This is a genomic window from Amycolatopsis sp. NPDC048633 (assembly GCF_040650695.1).
GTDB lineage: Bacteria > Actinomycetota > Actinomycetes > Mycobacteriales > Pseudonocardiaceae > Amycolatopsis.
In genome coordinates, this window is sequence record NZ_JBEZHS010000001.1 from 780,513 (window position 1) to 797,863 (window position 17,351).

General features: G+C 70.9%; 14 protein-coding genes. 5 read left to right on the plus strand and 9 right to left on the minus strand.

What is annotated here, in order from left to right; genetic code table 11:
• Positions 1-17: 17 nt before the first annotated feature.
• On the plus strand, positions 18-1,163 hold the full coding sequence (locus AB0C38_RS03900) for an MFS transporter (protein WP_360666012.1): 1,146 nt from the start codon (positions 18-20) through the stop codon (positions 1,161-1,163).
• 34 nt (positions 1,164-1,197) lie between these two features.
• Positions 1,198-2,694 carry an aldehyde dehydrogenase family protein gene (locus AB0C38_RS03905; protein WP_360666015.1) on the plus strand — a complete coding sequence of 499 codons (1,497 nt, stop codon included), beginning with the start codon at positions 1,198-1,200 and terminating at the stop codon, positions 2,692-2,694.
• Positions 2,695-2,788: 94 nt separating this feature from the next.
• Here the strand turns inward: AB0C38_RS03905 and AB0C38_RS03910 are convergent, their stop codons facing one another.
• The gene (locus AB0C38_RS03910; protein ID WP_360666018.1) at positions 2,789-4,360 is read right to left on the minus strand and encodes a GMC family oxidoreductase N-terminal domain-containing protein; all 1,572 of its coding nucleotides are present in this window, start codon (positions 4,358-4,360) and stop codon (positions 2,789-2,791) included.
• A 160-nt stretch (positions 4,361-4,520) separates the two neighbouring features.
• On the opposite strand from AB0C38_RS03910, the gene purS reads away from it, so the two are divergent.
• Positions 4,521-4,760 carry a phosphoribosylformylglycinamidine synthase subunit PurS gene (gene purS, locus AB0C38_RS03915; RefSeq protein ID WP_125308766.1) on the plus strand — a complete coding sequence of 80 codons (240 nt, stop codon included), beginning with the start codon at positions 4,521-4,523 and terminating at the stop codon, positions 4,758-4,760.
• Complete coding sequence (gene purQ, locus AB0C38_RS03920) at positions 4,757-5,434, plus strand: phosphoribosylformylglycinamidine synthase subunit PurQ (protein WP_360666021.1); 678 nt, start codon at positions 4,757-4,759, stop codon at positions 5,432-5,434. Before purS ends, purQ begins: the two co-directional genes overlap by 4 nt.
• A 359-nt stretch (positions 5,435-5,793) precedes the next feature.
• On the opposite strand, the gene AB0C38_RS03925 is transcribed toward purQ, so the two are convergent.
• The 3 genes from AB0C38_RS03925 to AB0C38_RS03935 form a co-directional block, all read right to left on the minus strand.
• A complete protein-coding gene (locus AB0C38_RS03925; RefSeq protein ID WP_360666023.1) occupies positions 5,794-6,219 on the minus strand; it encodes a pyridoxamine 5'-phosphate oxidase family protein in 426 nt (141 codons plus the stop codon).
• Between the two features lie 66 nt (positions 6,220-6,285).
• Entirely contained in the window at positions 6,286-8,031 is a 1,746-nt protein-coding gene (locus AB0C38_RS03930) for an ABC transporter ATP-binding protein (RefSeq protein ID WP_360666026.1), read from the minus strand.
• Entirely contained in the window at positions 8,028-9,662 is a 1,635-nt protein-coding gene (locus AB0C38_RS03935; protein WP_360666029.1) for an ABC transporter ATP-binding protein, read from the minus strand. Before AB0C38_RS03935 ends, AB0C38_RS03930 begins: the two co-directional genes overlap by 4 nt.
• 315 nt (positions 9,663-9,977) lie before the next feature.
• On the opposite strand from AB0C38_RS03935, the gene purL reads away from it, so the two are divergent.
• Positions 9,978-12,260 (plus strand): phosphoribosylformylglycinamidine synthase subunit PurL, encoded by a 2,283-nt coding sequence (gene purL, locus AB0C38_RS03940; RefSeq protein WP_360667484.1) that lies wholly within the window; start codon positions 9,978-9,980, stop codon positions 12,258-12,260.
• A gap of 72 nt (positions 12,261-12,332) precedes the next feature.
• Here purL and AB0C38_RS03945 read toward each other — a convergent pair whose 3' ends face one another.
• The 5 genes from AB0C38_RS03945 to AB0C38_RS03965 form a co-directional block, all read right to left on the minus strand.
• Positions 12,333-13,151 (minus strand): pentapeptide repeat-containing protein, encoded by an 819-nt coding sequence (locus AB0C38_RS03945; protein ID WP_360666032.1) that lies wholly within the window; start codon positions 13,149-13,151, stop codon positions 12,333-12,335.
• Positions 13,148-14,227: a pentapeptide repeat-containing protein gene (locus AB0C38_RS03950; protein WP_360666034.1), complete on the minus strand. Its 1,080-nt coding sequence runs from the start codon at positions 14,225-14,227 to the stop codon at positions 13,148-13,150. The genes AB0C38_RS03945 and AB0C38_RS03950 overlap by 4 nt, the downstream gene beginning before the upstream one ends.
• A 4-nt stretch (positions 14,228-14,231) precedes the next feature.
• The gene (locus AB0C38_RS03955) at positions 14,232-15,164 is read right to left on the minus strand and encodes a hypothetical protein (RefSeq protein ID WP_360666037.1); all 933 of its coding nucleotides are present in this window, start codon (positions 15,162-15,164) and stop codon (positions 14,232-14,234) included.
• 236 nt (positions 15,165-15,400) lie between these two features.
• Positions 15,401-16,270, minus strand: a complete 870-nt coding sequence (locus AB0C38_RS03960) for a lysozyme (protein WP_360666039.1) — start codon at positions 16,268-16,270, stop codon at positions 15,401-15,403.
• A gap of 193 nt (positions 16,271-16,463) precedes the next feature.
• Positions 16,464-17,264 carry a lysozyme gene (locus AB0C38_RS03965; protein ID WP_360666042.1) on the minus strand — a complete coding sequence of 267 codons (801 nt, stop codon included), beginning with the start codon at positions 17,262-17,264 and terminating at the stop codon, positions 16,464-16,466.
• Positions 17,265-17,351 lie beyond the last annotated feature (87 nt).

Below are 17,351 nucleotides of genomic sequence, written 5' to 3' on the forward strand. Positions count from 1 at the left end.
CGAACGAGCGTGTGAGCATGTCGTTGTTCACCCATCGCGCCTACTGGCGCTGGTCGGCGGGCGTCCAGTTCGCCCGGCTCCCGGCGACCATGGCGCCGCTCGCGTTCACCCTGCTGACCACCGCCACGACCGGCTCCTACCGGCTCGGCGGCGTGCTGATGTCGGTCTACGTCGCCGCCGAAATGGTCTGCGCGGTGCCGGTCGGGCGGCTGCTCGACCGCGTCGGCCCGGCCCGTGGCCTGCCGGTGCTGCTGCTCCTGACCGCTGCGGGATTCGCGGTGCTCGCGCTCGCCGCCGCGGCGGCCGCACCCGGTGCTGTCTTGCTCGCGGTCGTCCTGCTGCCCGGCATCACGGGCGGGGCGTTGTCGGGCGGGTTCCGGACGCTGCTCGCGGACACGGTCGACGACGGGCTGCTTCCCCGGGCGATCTCGGTCGACGCGATGATCCTCGACGGCGTGCTCGTCGGCGGTCCGGCGTTGGTCGCGCTGCTCGACATGGCCGGTTCGCTCGTGCCGCTGGCCGCGATGGCCGCCGCCTGCGTGGCCGCGGCCCTGCTCGTACCGCGTCGCGCGGGTGAGCGCGAACAGGTGGAATCCGGGCACGACGTCCCACCCGTGGGGCTCGTCGCCTGCCTGCCTTGGCTGTGCTGCGCCTTCACCATCGGGCTGCTGACGTCGACGATCGAGGTCGCGCCGTTGCCGCTGGTCCAGCGCCTCGGCGCGCCCGAGGCGGCCGCGCCGGTGGTGATCGCCGTACTGACCGGGGCGAGCATCGTGGGCAGCGCGCTCTACGTGTGGCGGGGCAAGATCGGCGATCCGCGGCTGTTCCTCGGCGGGTTCGTCGTCGGCGGGCTCGTGCTCGCCGTCGACCTGGGCTGGGCGGGGTTGATCGCGTCAGTGGCCCTGGTCGGCGTGTGCGGTGGTCCGCTGGTCGCCGCGACCTCGGTCAACCTGCAGCGTGTGCTGCCGAAGAACCGCAGGTCAGCGGGGTTCTCGCTGTCGTTCACGGTCCAATCGGCCGGCTTCGGGCTGGGTTCGCTGGCCGTCGGCGTGCTGCCGTTGTGGCTCGCACCGTTGTTCGGTGTCTTTGCCGCGGCGATCGCGGGTGCAATGCTGGTGGCGAAGCCCGTGAGAGCTATTGGCACGATGTCAGTAACGTCGTAGCCTGGGCTGACCCGCTACCTCCAGGGAGACGCCGATGACTGCCGTCCAGCCGAAGCCGACGTCGGTCGGCGAGACCTTCGACTCGCTGAGCCCGGCGACCGACGAGGTGGTCGGAACGTACCCGATCCACTCGGCGGACGACGTGAAGGCAGCCGTGGCGCGAGCGCGCGGCGCTGCCGAGTGGTGGGCGGACCTCGGCTTCGCCGGGCGCGCGGAACGGCTGAAGAGCTGGAAGGGCGTGCTGACGCGCCGGCTCCCGCAGCTGTGCCAGGTGGTCCGCGACGAGACCGGCAAGCCGATCGCGGACGCGCAGCTCGAGAGCGTCCTGGCCATCGAGCACATCGCGTGGGCGGGCAAGCACGCGAAGAAGATCCTCGGCAAGCAGAAGCGCTCGGCCGGGCTGCTGATGTCGAACCAGGCGGCGACCGTCGAGTACCAGCCGCTGGGCGTCGTCGGCGTGATCGGCCCGTGGAACTACCCGGTCTTCACGCCGCTCGGCTCCATCGCGTACGCGCTCGCGGCGGGCAACGCCGTGGTGTTCAAGCCCAGCGAGTACACGCCGGGCGTGGGGAAGTGGCTGGTCGACGCGTTCGCCGAGATCGTGCCGGAGCAGCCGGTGCTGCAGCTGATCACGGGCTTCGGGGAGACGGGCGCGGCGCTGGTCGGCGCGGGTGTCGACAAGATCGCGTTCACCGGCTCGACCGCCACGGGCAAGCGCATCATGGCCGCGGCCGCCGAGACGCTGACGCCGGTGGTCATCGAGGCGGGCGGCAAGGACCCGGTGCTGGTCGACGCGGACGCCGACCTCGACGCGGCGGCCGACGCGACGGTCTGGGGCGCGTTCTCGAACTCCGGCCAGACCTGCATCGGCGTCGAGCGGGTGTACGTCCACGAGAAGGTCCACGACGAGTTCGTCGCGAAGGTCGTCGAGAAGTCGAAGGACGTGCGCGCGGGCTCGGACGAGGCGGCGCAGTACGGCCCGGTGACGATGCCCTCGCAGCTGGGCGTGATCAAGCGCCACATCCAGGACGCGCTGGCCCGCGGCGGCAAGGCCGTCCTCGGCGGCGAGGAGGCGGTCGGCGACCGCTACGCGCAGCCGACGGTGCTGATCGACGTCCCGGAGGACTCCGAAGCGGTCACCGAGGAGACGTTCGGCCCGACGGTGACGATCGCGAAGGTCCGCACCATGGACGAAGCGGTCGAGAAGGCGAACAGCACGAAGTACGGCCTGGGATCGACGGTCTTTTCGAAGTCGCGCGGCGTGGAGCTGGCGGAGAAGCTGCGCACGGGCATGACGTCGATCAACGCACCGCTGTCGTTCGCGGGCATCGCGTCCCTGCCGTTCGGCGGCGTGGGCGACTCGGGCTTCGGCCGCATCCACGGCCCCGAGGGGCTGCGCGAGTTCGCCCGCACGAAGGCGATCGCCCGCCAGCGCTTCACGGCGCCGTTGACGCTGACGTCGTTCACCCGCAAGCCTTCGACGGACGCGATGGTGGCCAAGCTGGTGACCATCCTCCACGGCAAGCGCTGAGCCGGCCCGGGGTTGTGGACAAGTCGCGTCCACGGCCCCGGAACTGTCGGTGGCCCCCGGTAACCTGGATACCGGGGGCCGCGGCCCAACCCCGTCAACGCCCCCGGATCAGATCGGCCGCCTTCTCCGCCACCATGATCGTCGGCGCGTTGGTGTTCCCGCGCGGCACCACCGGCATCACCGAAGCATCGACCACCCGCAGCCCCTCGATCCCGCGCACCCGCAGCTGAGGATCGACGACCGCCTGCTCACCACTGCCCATCGCGCACGTCCCGACCGGGTGGTACAGCGTCTGCGTGTTCTCGCGGATGTGCTCGGCCAGCTCGGTGTCACTCAGGTCGTGGCGCGCCGGCAGGAACGGCTTGTCCAGGAACCGCTTCAACGGGCCGGTGCGACCGATCTCGATCAGCGCGCGCAGCCCGGCGATCATCGTGTCCAGATCACGCGACTCCGCGTAGTACGCCGGGTCGATTTCCGGCTTCCACGCCGGGTTCGCCGACTTCAGCCGCAGCCGGCCGCGGCTCGCGACGTCCACCAGCGTCGCCGCCGACGTGAACCCGGGGACCGTCGGCTCGCGCATGCCGTTGTCGTAGAACAGCGTCGGCGCGACGTGGATCTGCATGTCCGGCGCCGGCAGCTCGTCGGTGGTCGGGAAGAACGCGCCCGCCTCGCCGATGTTCGACGTCAGCGGCCCGCGCTTCGTCAGCTGGTAGCGGACGAGACCGCGCGGCGTGGCCGCGTCGACCAGGTCGGTGGTGTCGCGCGTGGACCAGATGATCCCGCACGCGGGGTGGTCGTGCAGGTTCTCGCCGACGCCGGGCAGCGCCGCGACGACGTCGATGCCGTGCTCGCGCAGGTGCTCGGCCGGGCCGACGCCGGAGACCATCAGCAGCTGCGGCGAGTTGACCGCGCCGCCGCTGAGCAGCACCTCGGTCGACGCGCGGGCCGTGCGCTCGACGCCGTCGTCCAAATAGGACACACCGACCGCGCGCGTGCCCTCGAAGACGATCCGGGTGGCCGGCGAAGACGTCTTCACCGTGAGGTTCGGCCGCTCGAGCGCCGGGCGCAGGTACGCGTCAGCCGTCGACCAGCGGCGGCCCTTCTTGCAGGTGACCTGGTAGACGCCGGCGCCTTCCTGGCTCTCGCCGTTGAAGTCTTCGGTGCGCTTGAGGCCCCACGCGACGGCCGAGTCGACCCAGGCGCTCGACAGCTCGTGGGTGAACCGGCGGTCCTCGACGTTCAGCGGGCCGTCGGTGCCGTGCAGCGGCCCGCCGAGCCGCTGGTTGCCCTCGGCGCGCTTGAAGTACGGGAGGACGTCGTCCCAGCCCCAGCCTTCGGCGCCGTGGGAATCGCGCCAGCCGTCGTAGTCGGCGCGGTTGCCGCGGATGTAGATCATCGCGTTGATCGACGAGCAGCCGCCGAGCATCTTGCCGCGCGGCCAGTACGCGGACTTGCCGGTGTGCTTCTGCTCGACGGTCTCGTAGTTCCAGTCCCACCGGGTCTTGAACAGGTTCGGGAACGCGGCGGGGATGTGGATTTCGTCCGCGGTGTCCTCCGCGCCCGCTTCGAGCAGCAAGACCTGGGCCGACGGATCTTCGGTGAGCCGGTTCGCCAGCACGCACCCGGCGCTCCCGGCGCCGACGATCACGTAGTCGTAGGAGTCCACAGTGCCTCCACAGCTGTTGGCGCGATGTCAACGACTCATCATGGCGCAGCGGCGCGCCGTCGGCCAGTCTAGTTTTCCCGGCGGCCCCCGCGGCCTGCGGATCTGGGTGAACTATGCTCGCGGGGTACCCACGACCTGCGTGAATAAGGAGCAGCCTGCCGTGGCCCGAGTCGTCGTCGACGTCATGCCGAAGCCCGAAATCCTCGACCCGCAGGGGCAGGCCGCGCTCGGCGCCGCCGGCCGCCTCGGCTTCACCGGGATCAAGGAGATCCGCCAGGGCAAGCACTTCGAGATCGAGGTCGACGACACGGTCGACGACGCGACGCTCGAGAAGATCGCCGAGGGTTTCCTCGCGAACCCGGTGATCGAGCAGTGGACGATCAAGCGGGTCGACGCGTGAGCGCGCGCATCGGCGTCATCACGTTCCCGGGCACGCTCGACGACGGCGACGCGGCCCGTGCGGTCCGCTACGCCGACGCGGAGGCGGTGCCCCTGTGGCACGCGGACGAGAACCTCCACGACGTCGACGCGGTGGTCGTCCCGGGTGGCTTTTCGTACGGCGACTACCTGCGCGCGGGCGTGATCGCCCGGTTCGCGCCGGTGATGACGCCGGTGATCGAGGCGGCCCGTGCGGGCATGCCGGTGCTCGGCATCTGCAACGGGTTCCAGATCCTGTGCGAGGCGGGGCTGCTGCCCGGCGCGATGATCCGCAACCAGGGCCTGCACTTCATCTGCCGTGACCAGTGGCTGCGGGTGGAGAACAACGACACGGCGTGGACGTCGCGGTACGAGGCGGGCGCCGAGATCCTCATCCCGATGAAGAACATCGACGGGTGCTACGTGGCCGAGCAGTCCACTTTGGACTCGCTGGAGGCCGAGGGGCGCGTCGTGTTCCGGTACGTCGGCGGGAACCCGAACGGGTCGCGCAACGACATCGCCGGGATTCGCAGCGAGAACGGCCGGGTCGTGGGGCTGATGCCGCACCCGGAGCACGCGATCGACGCTTTGACCGGTCCGTCGGATGACGGGCTGGGCATGTTCTACAGCGCGGTGGACGCGCTGATCAAGGCTTGAGTTTCCGCGGCCGGGAAGCTTTCGGGCTTCCCGGCCGCGTGTCGTCCACCCAGCTACGCGAACCGACCTTCCAGGTGCGCGAGCCGACCCTCCGGGTACGCGAGCCGACCCTCTGGGTACGCGTGTCGTCTCTTCAATCACGCGTGTCGGCTGCCCAATCACGCGTGTCGGCTTCCTGATCACGGGCGCCGGCCGTTGGCGCCCCGCCCAAGGGCCCGGAATTCGCGGACACCCGACCGGCGCGAAACCGCGAGCCCGCCACGCGGAGGGCGGCCCTCGGCCCCCGGTATCCAGTTTATCGGCGCCCACCGACAGTTCCGGGGTTGCGGACGCGAGTTGTCCACAACCCCGGACTCGGATCAGCTCTTGCTCTGGTCGTTCGACAGCCACTTCTCCGGCCGGACCCGCACCAGCACCGACCGCTCCCCGAGAGCCGAATCGACATAAGCCTTCGCCTGGTCCGCCGGCCAATACCGCCCGGCGATCCGCAACGCCTGCTCGCGCGTCGGCGGCTTGTCGTTCGCGATCACCGGGCCCTCCACCGTCACATACCTGTACGGCGGGTTCTCGTCCTGGGTGGCCAGGCTCAGCCGGCCCGCCGCCGTGATCGCGCGGTCCTTGACCGTGTCGCGTTCCATCCAGATCAGCAGCTCGCCACCCGGCGAATAGTCGTACCAAACCGGGACCGCCAGCGGTGCGCGGCCGGTGCGCTCCACCGCCAGCACCCCGACGTGCACTCCGCTCAAGAAGGATTCGCGTTCGGCCGCCGTCATCACGAAAGACATGTCGCTCCCCAGGTAGAAGATCCTCTACCCGGAGAGCAACACATCGCCCACTCCGGACATTCCGGACTACGAAGCCGCCGCCACCAGGCGTGCGTACGAACCGCCGGCCGCCAGTAGCGCGTCGTGCGGTCCGAGCTCGGTGATCCGGCCGCCCTCGACCACCGCCACCCGGTCGGCCGCCGCCGCCGTGTGCAACCGGTGGGCGATCGCGATCACCGTGCGGCCGGCCAGCACGCTGTTCAGAGACCGCTCCAGGTCACGGGCCGAACCCGTGTCCAGCAGCGACGTCGCCTCGTCCAGCACCAGCGTGTGCGGGTCCGCCAGCACCACGCGGGCCAGCGCCAGCTGCTGCGCGATCGCCGCCGGCACCGGGTGCTCGCCCGAACCCAGCTTCGTGTCGAGCCCGGACGGCAGCGTCGCCACCCAGTCCGACGCGCCCGCCGACGTCAGCGCCGCCAGCAGCTCGTCGTCCGTCCAGTCGCCGCCCGCTCGCCGGGCCGGCAGCGCCAGGTTCTGCCGCAGCGTCCCCGAGAACACGTGGTGCTCCTGGGTCAGCAGCAGGACCTCGCCGCGCAGGACGTCGTCGGCCAGCGCCGAGACGTCCTGGCCGCCGATCCGGACCGAGCCCGACGACGGCGCCGCGATGCCCGCCAGCAGCCGGCCGAGCGTCGACTTGCCCGCGCCGGACGGGCCGACGATCGCCAGCCGCTCGCCGCGAGGCACGCGCAGGTCGATGCCGTGCAGCACCTCGCGGTCGGCCGTGTACGCGAACCGGACGCCGTGCACGTCGATGTCACGCCCGCGCGGCACCTCGGTCACCTTCGGCGACTCCTCGAGGGACACCGAGTGGATGCCCAGGATCCGGCGCGCCGCGGCCGCCGCGACCTGCAGGTCCTCCAGCCAGAACAGCGCCTCGTTCAGCGGGCCCGACATCGCCTGCACGTACAGCAGCATCGTGGTGATCTCGCCGAGCCCGGCCCAGCCGCGCGCGTACGCGACCAGCCCGAGCGGCAGCATCACCGCCAGCGGCAGCACGTAGCTGATCTCCAGCGACGGCAGCCACCGCAGCTGCAGCGCCCGCATCCGCCGCTCGCCGAGGATGCTCTGGTCCAGCGCCTCGTACGCCGCGCCGACCCGCCGCTCGGTCAGCCCGAGCGCCTCGACCGTGCGCGCGCCCTCCGCCGTCTCGTGGACGCTGGTCGTCAGATCCGCCCAGCGGTCGAGCATCCACTGCATCAGCGCCGGGATCCTTCGCTGGTACCAGATGTTCACGCACAGCAGCAGCGGCACCGCCACCAGCAGCCCCAGCGAAAGCAGTGGTGACGTCAGCACCATCGCGACGACCGTGAACACCACGGTCACCGCCGCGATCAGGATCTCCGGCGCCGCGAACCGCGCCGCGTGGTCGATCCGGCCGAGGTCGGTGGTGGCGCGGCTGAGCAGGTCGCCGGTGCCGGCCGCCTCGACCGTGCCGAGCGGCAGCTGCAGCGCCGTCCCGACGAACTCCTCGCGCGTCTCGGCCAGCACCAGCTCACCGAACACCGCGCCGCGCATCCGCGCGATCTTCCGCGCCACGGCCTGCAGCACCAGGATCCCGACGAACACCGCCGCCACCACGTCGACGTGGCCCGTCGTCGTGCCGGCCGCGACGGCGTCGACCAGCGAGCCGAGCAGCTGCGGCCCGGCCAGCCCGATCAGGGTCGCCACGCACAGCGCGGCGAGCAGCAGCCCGAACTCGCGTTTGTGCACCGCCGCCGTCTTCAGCGCCCAGCGCCGGACGTCCCGCCGGGACGCCGTGGGGAGCCGTTTCACACCGTCACCACCTTCGCCGTGAAAACCTCGTCGGCCACATGTGTCCACAGTGGACTCTGGCTGAACACCACCGTCGTCTTGCCGCGGCGCAGCGCCGCGACGCGCTCGGTGATGCGTGCCTCCGTGTGCGCGTCGACCGCCGACGTCGGCTCGTCCAGCACCAGCACGTCGGCGTCGACCGCCAGCGCGCGAGCCAGGTTCAGCCGCTGCCGCTGGCCGCCGGACACCTCGCGCCCGCGCTCGCCGATCACCTCGTCGACGCCGTCGGGCAGCGCCTCGACGATGTCGTCGGCGTCGGCCGCGTACAGCGCTTCGGTGATGCTGACGCCGCTCGGCCACGCCGGCGCCAGCTGCTCGCGCAGCACGCCCGAGAACCAGATGTCCTGGTTGTGCGCGTAGACGACCCGCCGACGCAGCTCCGCGAGCGCGACCTGGTCCGCCCGGACGTCGCCGACCAGCACCTCCTCGCCCTCGGCCGGGTCGGCGAACCGCGCCAGCCGGTCGGCCACCGCTTCGCCGCCGGCGCCGAAGTCGACGACCGTCAGCCGCCCGGCCGTGGCCCGCACGCCGGACTCGGTGTCGGCCAGTTCCAGCGGCCCCGCGGGCAGCCGGACCGGCGTCTCCGGGTCGGCCAGCTTCGGGTGCAGCGCCAGCAGCGCCACCACCTTCCGCGCCGCGACCAGGCCGGACGTGATCGACCCGACCGCCTCCGTCGCGGCGGAGACCGGCCAGATGAGGAACGCCGAAATGCCGTAGAACGCCACCAGCTGCCCGACGTCGATCGAGCCCGCGACGGCCAGCCGCGCGCCCAGCCAGGTGATCACCACGGTGACCAGGCCGGGCAGCGCGATCTCGGCCGCGGCCAGCCAGGCCTCGGCCTTGCCGACCTCGATGCCGGCCAGCCGCACCCGCTGGCTCGTCTCGCGGAAGCGGGTGAAGAACCGCCGCTCGCCGCCGATGCCGCGCAGGATCCGCAGGCCCGACACGATGTCCGCGCCGAGCGCGTTGACGTCTCCACGCTTCTCGCGCTGCTTCGCCTTGCGCTTCTGCAGCGGCGCCAGCAGCGGTCCGATGCCCAGCACCGCGACCGGCACGCCGACCAGCGCGACCACGCCGAGCAGCGGTGACGTCGAGATCAGCCACACCGCGACCACGACGAACGCCAGCAGCGAGCCGAACGCCCGGCCGGTCATCTCGACGGTGTTGCCGATGTGGTTGATGTCGGTCGTGGAGATCGCGACCAGGTCGCCGGTGGTCGTCTTCTCGCGCAGGCCGGCGCCGACGCGCGTGGTGTGCGCCGACACAGCGCGCTGCGTCGAGCCCGCGCCGTGCAGCCAGAGGCCGTAGTTGAGGAAGTGCAGCCAGGTTCCGGTGAGCGTCTGCACCACCCCGAGCAGGGCGGCGGCCAGCGCCCAGCGCCAGACGGCGGCGCCGTCGTGCGCGCTGACGGCGCCGATGCCCTGGCCGATCACCAGCGGCACCAGCGCACCCGGCAGCGCCCAGACGACACCGAGCGCGGCGGCGCCCAGCACCGTGCCGAGCCGGGCCCGGAACACGGCGAGCAGGAAGCGGCTCGCGCTCGGCCGTGCGGGCAGCCGCAGCGGCGGAAAGGGATACGTGGCGGAAAGCACGATTCCCGACGGTAAGCCGATGACCACCCGAAGGCGACCGATTTTCCGGCGCGCGCACCCCGGCCCTCTCGGGGGGACCCCCGGTTTCAACGCTACTCGCGGGGACCGACGGTTCCGGGCCCGCGCACCCGAGTTGTCCCCAGGCGCGCCCGGCGTCGCCGAGTTGTCCCCAGGTGTCTCGAAGCCATTCGGCCACCCGCGATGTCGGCTCGGTCACACCCGCCGGCGTCCGCCCGATCCCGGCGGGCCCACCGTCCGGAGCGCCCGGGTGCGCCCCGTATCCTGGCGGCCGTGGCGAACCCTGACACGGACACCGTGACCAGCACCGTTGACACCACCGAGCGCGCCGGGGCGACCCCGGACCACAGCCAGCCTTATCGCGAGCTCGGGCTCGCCGACGACGAGTACGCCCGCATCCGGGAAATCCTCGGCCGCCGGCCCACCGACGCCGAGCTGGCCATGTACTCGGTGATGTGGAGCGAGCACTGCTCCTACAAGTCCTCCAAGAAGCACCTGCGGTACTTCGGGGAGACCGCCACCGACGAGATGAAGGCCAAGATGCTGGCCGGCATCGGCGAGAACGCGGGCGTCGTCGACATCGGCGAGGGCTGGGCGGTCACCTTCAAGGTGGAGAGCCACAACCACCCGTCCTATGTGGAGCCGTACCAGGGCGCCGCGACCGGCGTCGGCGGCATCGTCCGCGACATCATGGCCATGGGCGCGCGCCCCCTCGCGGTCTCGGACGCGCTGCGCTTCGGCCCGGCCGACGCCCCCGACACCAAGCGCGTGCTGCCCGGCGTCGTCGCCGGGGTCGGCGGCTACGGCAACTGCCTCGGCCTGCCGAACATCGGCGGCGAGCTGGTGTTCGACCCGTCGTACGCCGGCAACCCGCTGGTGAACGCGCTGTGCGTCGGCGCGATGCGCGTCGAGGACCTGCACCTGGCGTTCGCGTCCGGCACCGGCAACAAGATCATCCTGTTCGGCGCGCGCACCGGCCTCGACGGCATCGGCGGCGTTTCCGTCCTGGCGAGTGACACCTTTTCGGGTGACGAATCCTCGGGCGGCCGCAAGAAGCTGCCGAGCGTCCAGGTCGGCGACCCGTTCACCGAGAAGGTGCTCATCGAGTGCTGTCTCGAGCTGTTCGCCGCGGACCTCGTGGTCGGCATCCAGGACCTCGGCGGCGCCGGGCTGTCCTGCGCGACGTCCGAGCTGGCCGCGGCCGGCGACGGCGGCATGCACATCTACCTCGACCGGGTTCCGTTGCGCGCCACCGGGATGACGCCGGCGGAGGTGCTGTCGAGCGAGTCGCAGGAGCGCATGTGCGCGGTCGTCTCGCCGGAGAACGTCGAGGCGTTCATGGCCGTCTGCCGCAAGTGGGACGTCATCGCCACCGACATCGGCGAGGTCACCGACGGCGAGCACCTGGTCATCACCTGGAACGACGAGGTCGTCGTCGACGTCCCGGCGCACACCGTGGCGCACCAGGGCCCGGTGTACGACCGGCCGATCGAGCGTCCGTCCTTTCAGGACGCCCTGGTCGCGGACACGTCGGCTTCGCTGCCGCGTCCGTCCACTTCGGACGAACTGCGGGCGGACGTGCTTCGTCTCATTTCCTCGCCCAACCAGGCGTCGAAGGAATGGGTGACCTCGCAGTACGACCGGTACGTGCGCGGTAATTCGGTGCTCTCGCAGCCGTCCGACTCGGGCATGATCCGGATCGACGAGTCGAGCGGCCGCGGTGTTTCCGTGGCGACGGACTGCAACAGCAAGTTCGTCTACCTCGACCCGTACCGCGGCGCGCAGCTGGCGCTGGCGGAGGCGTACCGCAACGTGGCGACGGGCGGCGCGACGCCGGTGGCGGTGTCGGACTGCCTGAACTTCGGCGCCCCGACCGACCCGGGCGTGATGTGGCAGTTCGAGCAGGCCGTGCACGGTCTCGCGGACGGCTGCGTCGAGCTCGGCATCCCGGTCACCGGCGGCAACGTGAGCTTCTTCAACCAGACGGGTTCGACGGCGATCCTGCCGACGCCGGTGATCGGCGTCCTCGGCGTGATCGACGACGTGACCCGCCGCATCCCGACGGGCATCGGCGCGGAGGCGGGCGAAACCCTGCTGCTGCTGGGCGAAACGCACGACGAGCTGGACGGCTCGGCGTGGGCCCGCGAGCTCCACGGCCACCTCGGCGGCGTGCCCCCGCGCGTCGACCTCGCCCGCGAAAAGCTGCTGGGCGAGATCCTGGTGGCGGGCTCCCGCGACGGCATGATCTCGGCGGCGCACGACCTTTCGGACGGCGGCCTGATCCAGACGCTGGTCGAGACCGTCCTGATCGGACAGTGCGGCGCCCGCGTGTTCCTCGACGACGGCCAGGACCCGTTCGTCCAGCTGTTCTCCGAGTCGTCGGGCCGGGTGCTGGTGGCGGTCCCGCGCACGGAGGAGCTCCGGTTCACGGAGATGTGCACCGCGCGCGGCCTCCCGTGGCGCAAGACGGGCGTGGTGGACCCGGACTCGGGAACGCTGGAGCTGCAGGGCATCACGGAGTTCACGCTCGACGAGCTGCGCGAAGTCTGGGAGAAGACGCTCCCGGCCCTGTTCAACTGACGCCTGTGGACAGCTGACGGAGGGCACCGAGAACTGTCGGTGCCCTCCGCTAGCGTGGAAAACGGGGGCTGCTCAGGGCAGTTCGGTCCCGGCGGGAAAGTTCGCCTTGGCGAAGTCCGGCGCTATCGCGAAGCCGACGTCGGCGAAGACCACCTCGTCGTGCACCGTGAAGTCGCGGAAGCCCGTCCCGGAACCGAACGTCGTCCGCACGAACTTCACCGGCCCGTGCACGCTCGCCCCGGTGAAGAAGACCGAGCCCGAGAACGACGTGTCCGTGAACGACGCGCCGTGGACGATTGTCGTCCGCTGTGCGCCCAGCAAGCCCACCAGCTTTTCCGACAGGGTGAACCGGTCGAGCTGGGCGCCGGAGAGGTCGAGCGAGTAAGCCGGCCCGGCCGCACCGGCGTCCGGCAGCAGCGACCGGATCACCCTCTGGGCAGTGCGCCGGGCCTGCAACTCCCGCTCGGCGGCGGCCGGATCGTCGACCTGGCCGAGTTCGGGGTGGTCGAACGGGCGCCGCAAGTACGCGCACAGAACGTCGAGCACGGTCTGCGTGTACGTGTCGGGCCGCGTGCGCGCGACTCCGCCCAGCGCGTGGATCGCGCCGACCCGGACCTGGTCGGCCTGGTGCCCGAGCAGCTCGACGGCCTTCGCGAACCGCTCGTCGGTGATCCGGCCGCGTTCGAGCTCGTGCCGATCCTCTTCGGTGCGCCGGCGCCGGTCGTTCAGCCACAGCCCGTACAACGCCGCGACCGCACCACCGGCCAGCCCCGCCGTCTTGAGCGCGTCGCCCCGGCTGGTTCCGCGATCGGCGAGCAGCCACACCAGCACACCAGCGAACACGACGGCGCTGAGCAGGAACGCGGCGGCCAAAGGTGGGAAGCGTTTCACTTGCCCACCTTCGAGACGATCCGCGAGTCTCCGTCGCGCAGTTCCTCTTGCGCCCAAGCCGCCGGCAACTGAACGTCCTTCTCCGCCCGAACCCGGGTGTTGTACAGCGAAACCGATTCCGGCAGCGAAGCGAACCGCAAGTCGGTCTGCCCCTCGAACCGCGTTCGCCGCAGGTCGAGCTCGCCGGTGGCGACGACGTCGGTGAACACCGCGTCCTTGGCGAACTTCGCGTCCTTGAACGTGGTCTTCCCGGCGAACTTCGTCTCCGTGAATTCCGCGTCCTCGGTGAACACCGTTCCGCTGAACCACGCGTGGCTCTCGAAGACCGCGCCACGGCAACGGAAGTAGCCCACCAGCCGGCCGTCCTCGGTGCCCGCGGCGGTGAGGTACACCCGGCGCTTGAAGCGGCAGCCGCTGAAGTTCGTGCTGCTGCGCAGGGACGCGTACCGCAGCAGCAGGCCGCCGATCAGCTTGCCCGACAGGTCGAAGTACTCCAGCGTCGCGCTGGTGAGATCCAGGTCGTACGCCGGGCCTTCTTCGTCCCGCCCGGGCAGCAGGTCGGTGATCAGCCGTTGCGCCGTGAGCCGGACCGTGAGTTCGCGCTCCTCTTCCGGATTCGGTTTGTCGTCACCCGTGGGTCGCGTGTACAAAAATGGCCGCCGCAAGTAGGAACACAGCACGTCCAGCACCGTCTGCGTGTACTCCGGCCGGCTGCGCGCCAGCCCCGCCAACGCGTGCAGCGCCCCCACGCGCACCTGGTCGGCCGCGTGCCCGAGCAGCTCGACCGCCTTCGCGAACCGCTCGTCGGCCACCCGTTCGCGGTCCTGCTCCGCGCGCTGCGACTCGAGCTCGTGGCGCTGCCGCTCGATGTCCTGGCGGCGCTCCTCGACCCGGCGGCGCCGGTCGTTCAGCCACAGCGCGTACAGCGCCACGATCGCGCCGCCGGCCAGGCCGCCGGTCTTCAGCGCGTCACTGCGGCTGGTGGCGGGGTCGGCCAGCAGCCAGCCGCCGACCCCCACCAGCAGGACCACCGACGCGAAGAACGTCCACGCCAGCGGTGATCGCCACAGCTTCACCCGCTCAGGACACCAGCATGGTGCTGACGCAGAAGCCCTTGTCGTCGAAGTTCGTCGCGCTCAGCGTGCCCTTGACGTTCTTGCCCGCCGACGTCCCGGTGACCTGGCCCTCGACGAGGAACTCGTCGTCCGGCACCTCGCCGAGCTGCAGCTGCAGCGGCGGCTTGAGGAACGTCTTGAGCCACGAGTCGAGCAGGTCCTTCGAGTCAGAGCAGCCCAGCGCGAGCGCGCCGGGGGTGTCGCCCGCGTTCAGCTTGTCGATGAAGCCCTGCAGCACCACCTTGGCGTCCGCGCCCGAACCGCTCGGCGACGACGGTTTCGTGGTCGGCGTCGTCGACTTGCGGGGGGTCGTCTTCGGCGTCGTCGGCTTGGCGGAGGTGCTCGTCGCCGGCGGGGCCGCGGTGTTGTTGTCGTCCTTGGACAGGAAGAAGCCGGGCGCGACGAAGCCGGTGATCCCCACGGCGGCGAGCAGGACGACCACGGCGCCGATGGCGATCCACAGCCCGGTCTTGCCCTGCTTCGGCGGCGCCGGCGGCCCGCCGAAGCCCTGGCCGTAGCCCCCGGACTGGTCCCAGCCCGCCATCTGGCCGCCCTGGCCCTGGTTCGGGTCCCAGGCCTGCTGGCCGTACTGCTGCGCGTTCGGGTCCGCCCAGGCCGACTGCTGCTGCGCGTTCGGGTCGCCCCACGCCTGCTGCTGCTGGGCGTTCGGGTCACCCCACTGCGGCTGCTGGCCCGCCGGGAACCCGCCCGACGGGTAGCCCTGCTGCTGCTGGTTCGGGTCCCAGCCCTGCGGGTACTGCTGCGTCGGGTAAGGCTGTTGCTGCTGGTTGGGGTCCCACCCACCCTGCTGCGGGTACGGCTGGAAGCCACCGGACTGGGGCTGCTGGCCGTACGGGTCGGGCTGACCGGGCTGGCCCGGCTGAGGCGGGTAAGTCATCTTTCGTGCCTTCCGGGCGCTGGGTGTTCGTGCGCTTCCGACGTCCGCAAGGCCCGTGTGGTTCCCCCAGGACGTGGTGAGCAGCATTGTGCAAGCTCGGACGGTACGGCATGAAACCGGCTCCCGGGCCGGGCGACGCGAAACTGCGTTTCGGGGGTTCCGGGTGGCGGAGCCCCCGGCCCGGGGCGGAGCCCCGGTTGTCACAGTCGACACGATCCGGGAGCCGGCGGTGCGGGTCAGCCGTTGGCGAGGGCCTGGAGCCGGTCGTAGGCACCGTTGAAGGTGTCCTGGTCGAGCGGGCTCGAGGTGTACTGCCAGACGGTGTAGACGCTCCAGTTGTTGGGCAGGGTGCCGACCGAAGACGCGTACCGCGCGACCCACAGCGGGGCGGTGCTGGAGAAGTCACCGCTGACGCACTGGTTCCACCAGCTCGTCGACGTGTAGATCGCCGGGTAGCGGCCGGTCTTGGCGTGGTAGGTGTCGTGGAAGTCGAGGATCCACGACGTCATCGCCGCCTTGCTCAGCCCGTAGCAGGTCGCGCCGTACGGGTTGTACTCCATGTCCAGGGCCCCCGGCAGCGTCCTGCCGTCCTTGGACCAGCCGCCGCCGTGGGCGACGAAGTAGTTCGCCTGCGCCGCGCCGCTCGCGGTGTTCGGGGTCGCGAAGTGGTAGGCGCCGCGGATGAAGCCCTGGTTGTAGGAGCCGTTGTACTGCTGCGCGAAGTACGGGTTCGTGTAGCTGGTGCTCTCCGTGGCCTTGGTCCAGACGAACCGCTTGCCCTGGTTCCACCAGTTCGCCCAGTCGACGTTGCCCTGGTAGCTGGCGACGTCCATGCCGGCGACGGTGGCCAGCACCTGACCGGGGATGGCCTGGGCGGGCTGCGGCTGCTGCGCCGCCTTCTGCGTGTCCGGGGTCGACTTGTCGCCCTCGACGCGCCGGATCTGCGACCCCAGCTCGTGGTTGTGCTGTGCGATGTCCGCGTTGATCGCGGCCACGGGGTCGACTTCGGGGGAGAAGGTCGTCGCCTGGGCCGTGCTGCCGAGCAGGAGCAGCGTGGCCGGGACGACCAGGGCGGCGAACAACCGCCCTCTTCGGGAAGTGGACATCGTTGAATCCCTTCACAGATACCCTCGCTGAAGGCGGCTTACTGCAGGTAGCCGCCCGCGCACGATTGTTGAGGACGAACCAGGGGTTTGTCACTCAGTTCCGTGAAATTGGGTATACGTGTGGGTGATTTTCCCGGGAAGTCGATCTTCAATTGGTGACTGGTTAACACCTATTACTCGATGGGTGGGCCGTTCAGCCCAGCGCCAGTGCGTGCAGCCGGTCGGCCGGGCCGTTGAACCAGTTCTGGTCGCCGGGCAGGGAACCGCGGTCGGCGAACTGCCAGATCGTGTGGATGCTCCAGCCGGCGGGCAGCTCGCCGACGAAGGTGTTGTAGCGGGCGATCCACAACGGGTTGCCGCCGAAACCGCCGTTGTTCGCGGTGCAGCGCTTCCACCAGCTCGTCGACGTGTAGATGGTCGGGTACCGGCCGGTGGCCGCGCGGTAGGTCTCGGAGAAGTCGCTGAGCCAGCGGACCATCCCGCCCGCGTCCTTGCCGTAGCAGGTTTCGCCGTACGGGTTGTACTCCGCGTCGAGCGCGCCGGGCAGGGTCCGGCCGTCGGCCGACCAGCCGCCGCCGTGGGCGAGGAAGTACCGCGCCTGCGACGCGCCGTCGGAGATGTCCGGCCGGGCGAAGTGGTAGGCGCCGCGGATCAGGCCGGCGTCGTAGGACCCGTTGTACTGCTGGGCGAACTGCGGGTTGACGAACCCGGTGCCCTCGGTCGCCTTGACGTAGACGAACTTCGCGCCCGTCCGCGCCGCGCCGGACCAGTCGACCGGGCCCTGGTGGCCGCTGACGTCGTGCCCGAGCTGCTGGTCGTCGGTCGCGTACAGCACGCCGGGCACCGCGTCGACGCCTTCGACCTTGGCGATCTGCGAACCGGCGTAGTGGTCCTCGGCGTCGGCGTAGATGTCCGCGGCCGTCGCCGGCGCCTGTCCGGCGACGAGCAGGACGGCGGCGGCAAGGGGTAGCAGCGAAAGACGGTTCACCCTCATGCTCCCCACCGGTCTCGTGAGTCTTTTCCAGCCTCACCATGCACCCGAGTCGCCGGATCGGCGACTCGGGTGGTCACCCGATGGAGT

Excerpts from the sequence above, each read along its gene's own strand:
- AB0C38_RS03900 (WP_360666012.1), top strand. The coding sequence starts at position 18 with ATGTCGTTGTTCACCCATCGCGCCTACTGGCGCTGGTCGGCGGGCGTC.
- AB0C38_RS03905 (WP_360666015.1), top strand. The coding sequence starts at position 1,198 with ATGACTGCCGTCCAGCCGAAGCCGACGTCGGTCGGCGAGACCTTCGAC.
- AB0C38_RS03925 (WP_360666023.1), bottom strand. The coding sequence starts at position 6,219 with ATGTCTTTCGTGATGACGGCGGCCGAACGCGAATCCTTCTTGAGCGGA.
- AB0C38_RS03955 (WP_360666037.1), bottom strand. The coding sequence starts at position 15,164 with ATGACTTACCCGCCTCAGCCGGGCCAGCCCGGTCAGCCCGACCCGTAC.
- AB0C38_RS03960 (WP_360666039.1), bottom strand. The coding sequence starts at position 16,270 with ATGTCCACTTCCCGAAGAGGGCGGTTGTTCGCCGCCCTGGTCGTCCCG.
- AB0C38_RS03965 (WP_360666042.1), bottom strand. The coding sequence starts at position 17,264 with ATGAGGGTGAACCGTCTTTCGCTGCTACCCCTTGCCGCCGCCGTCCTG.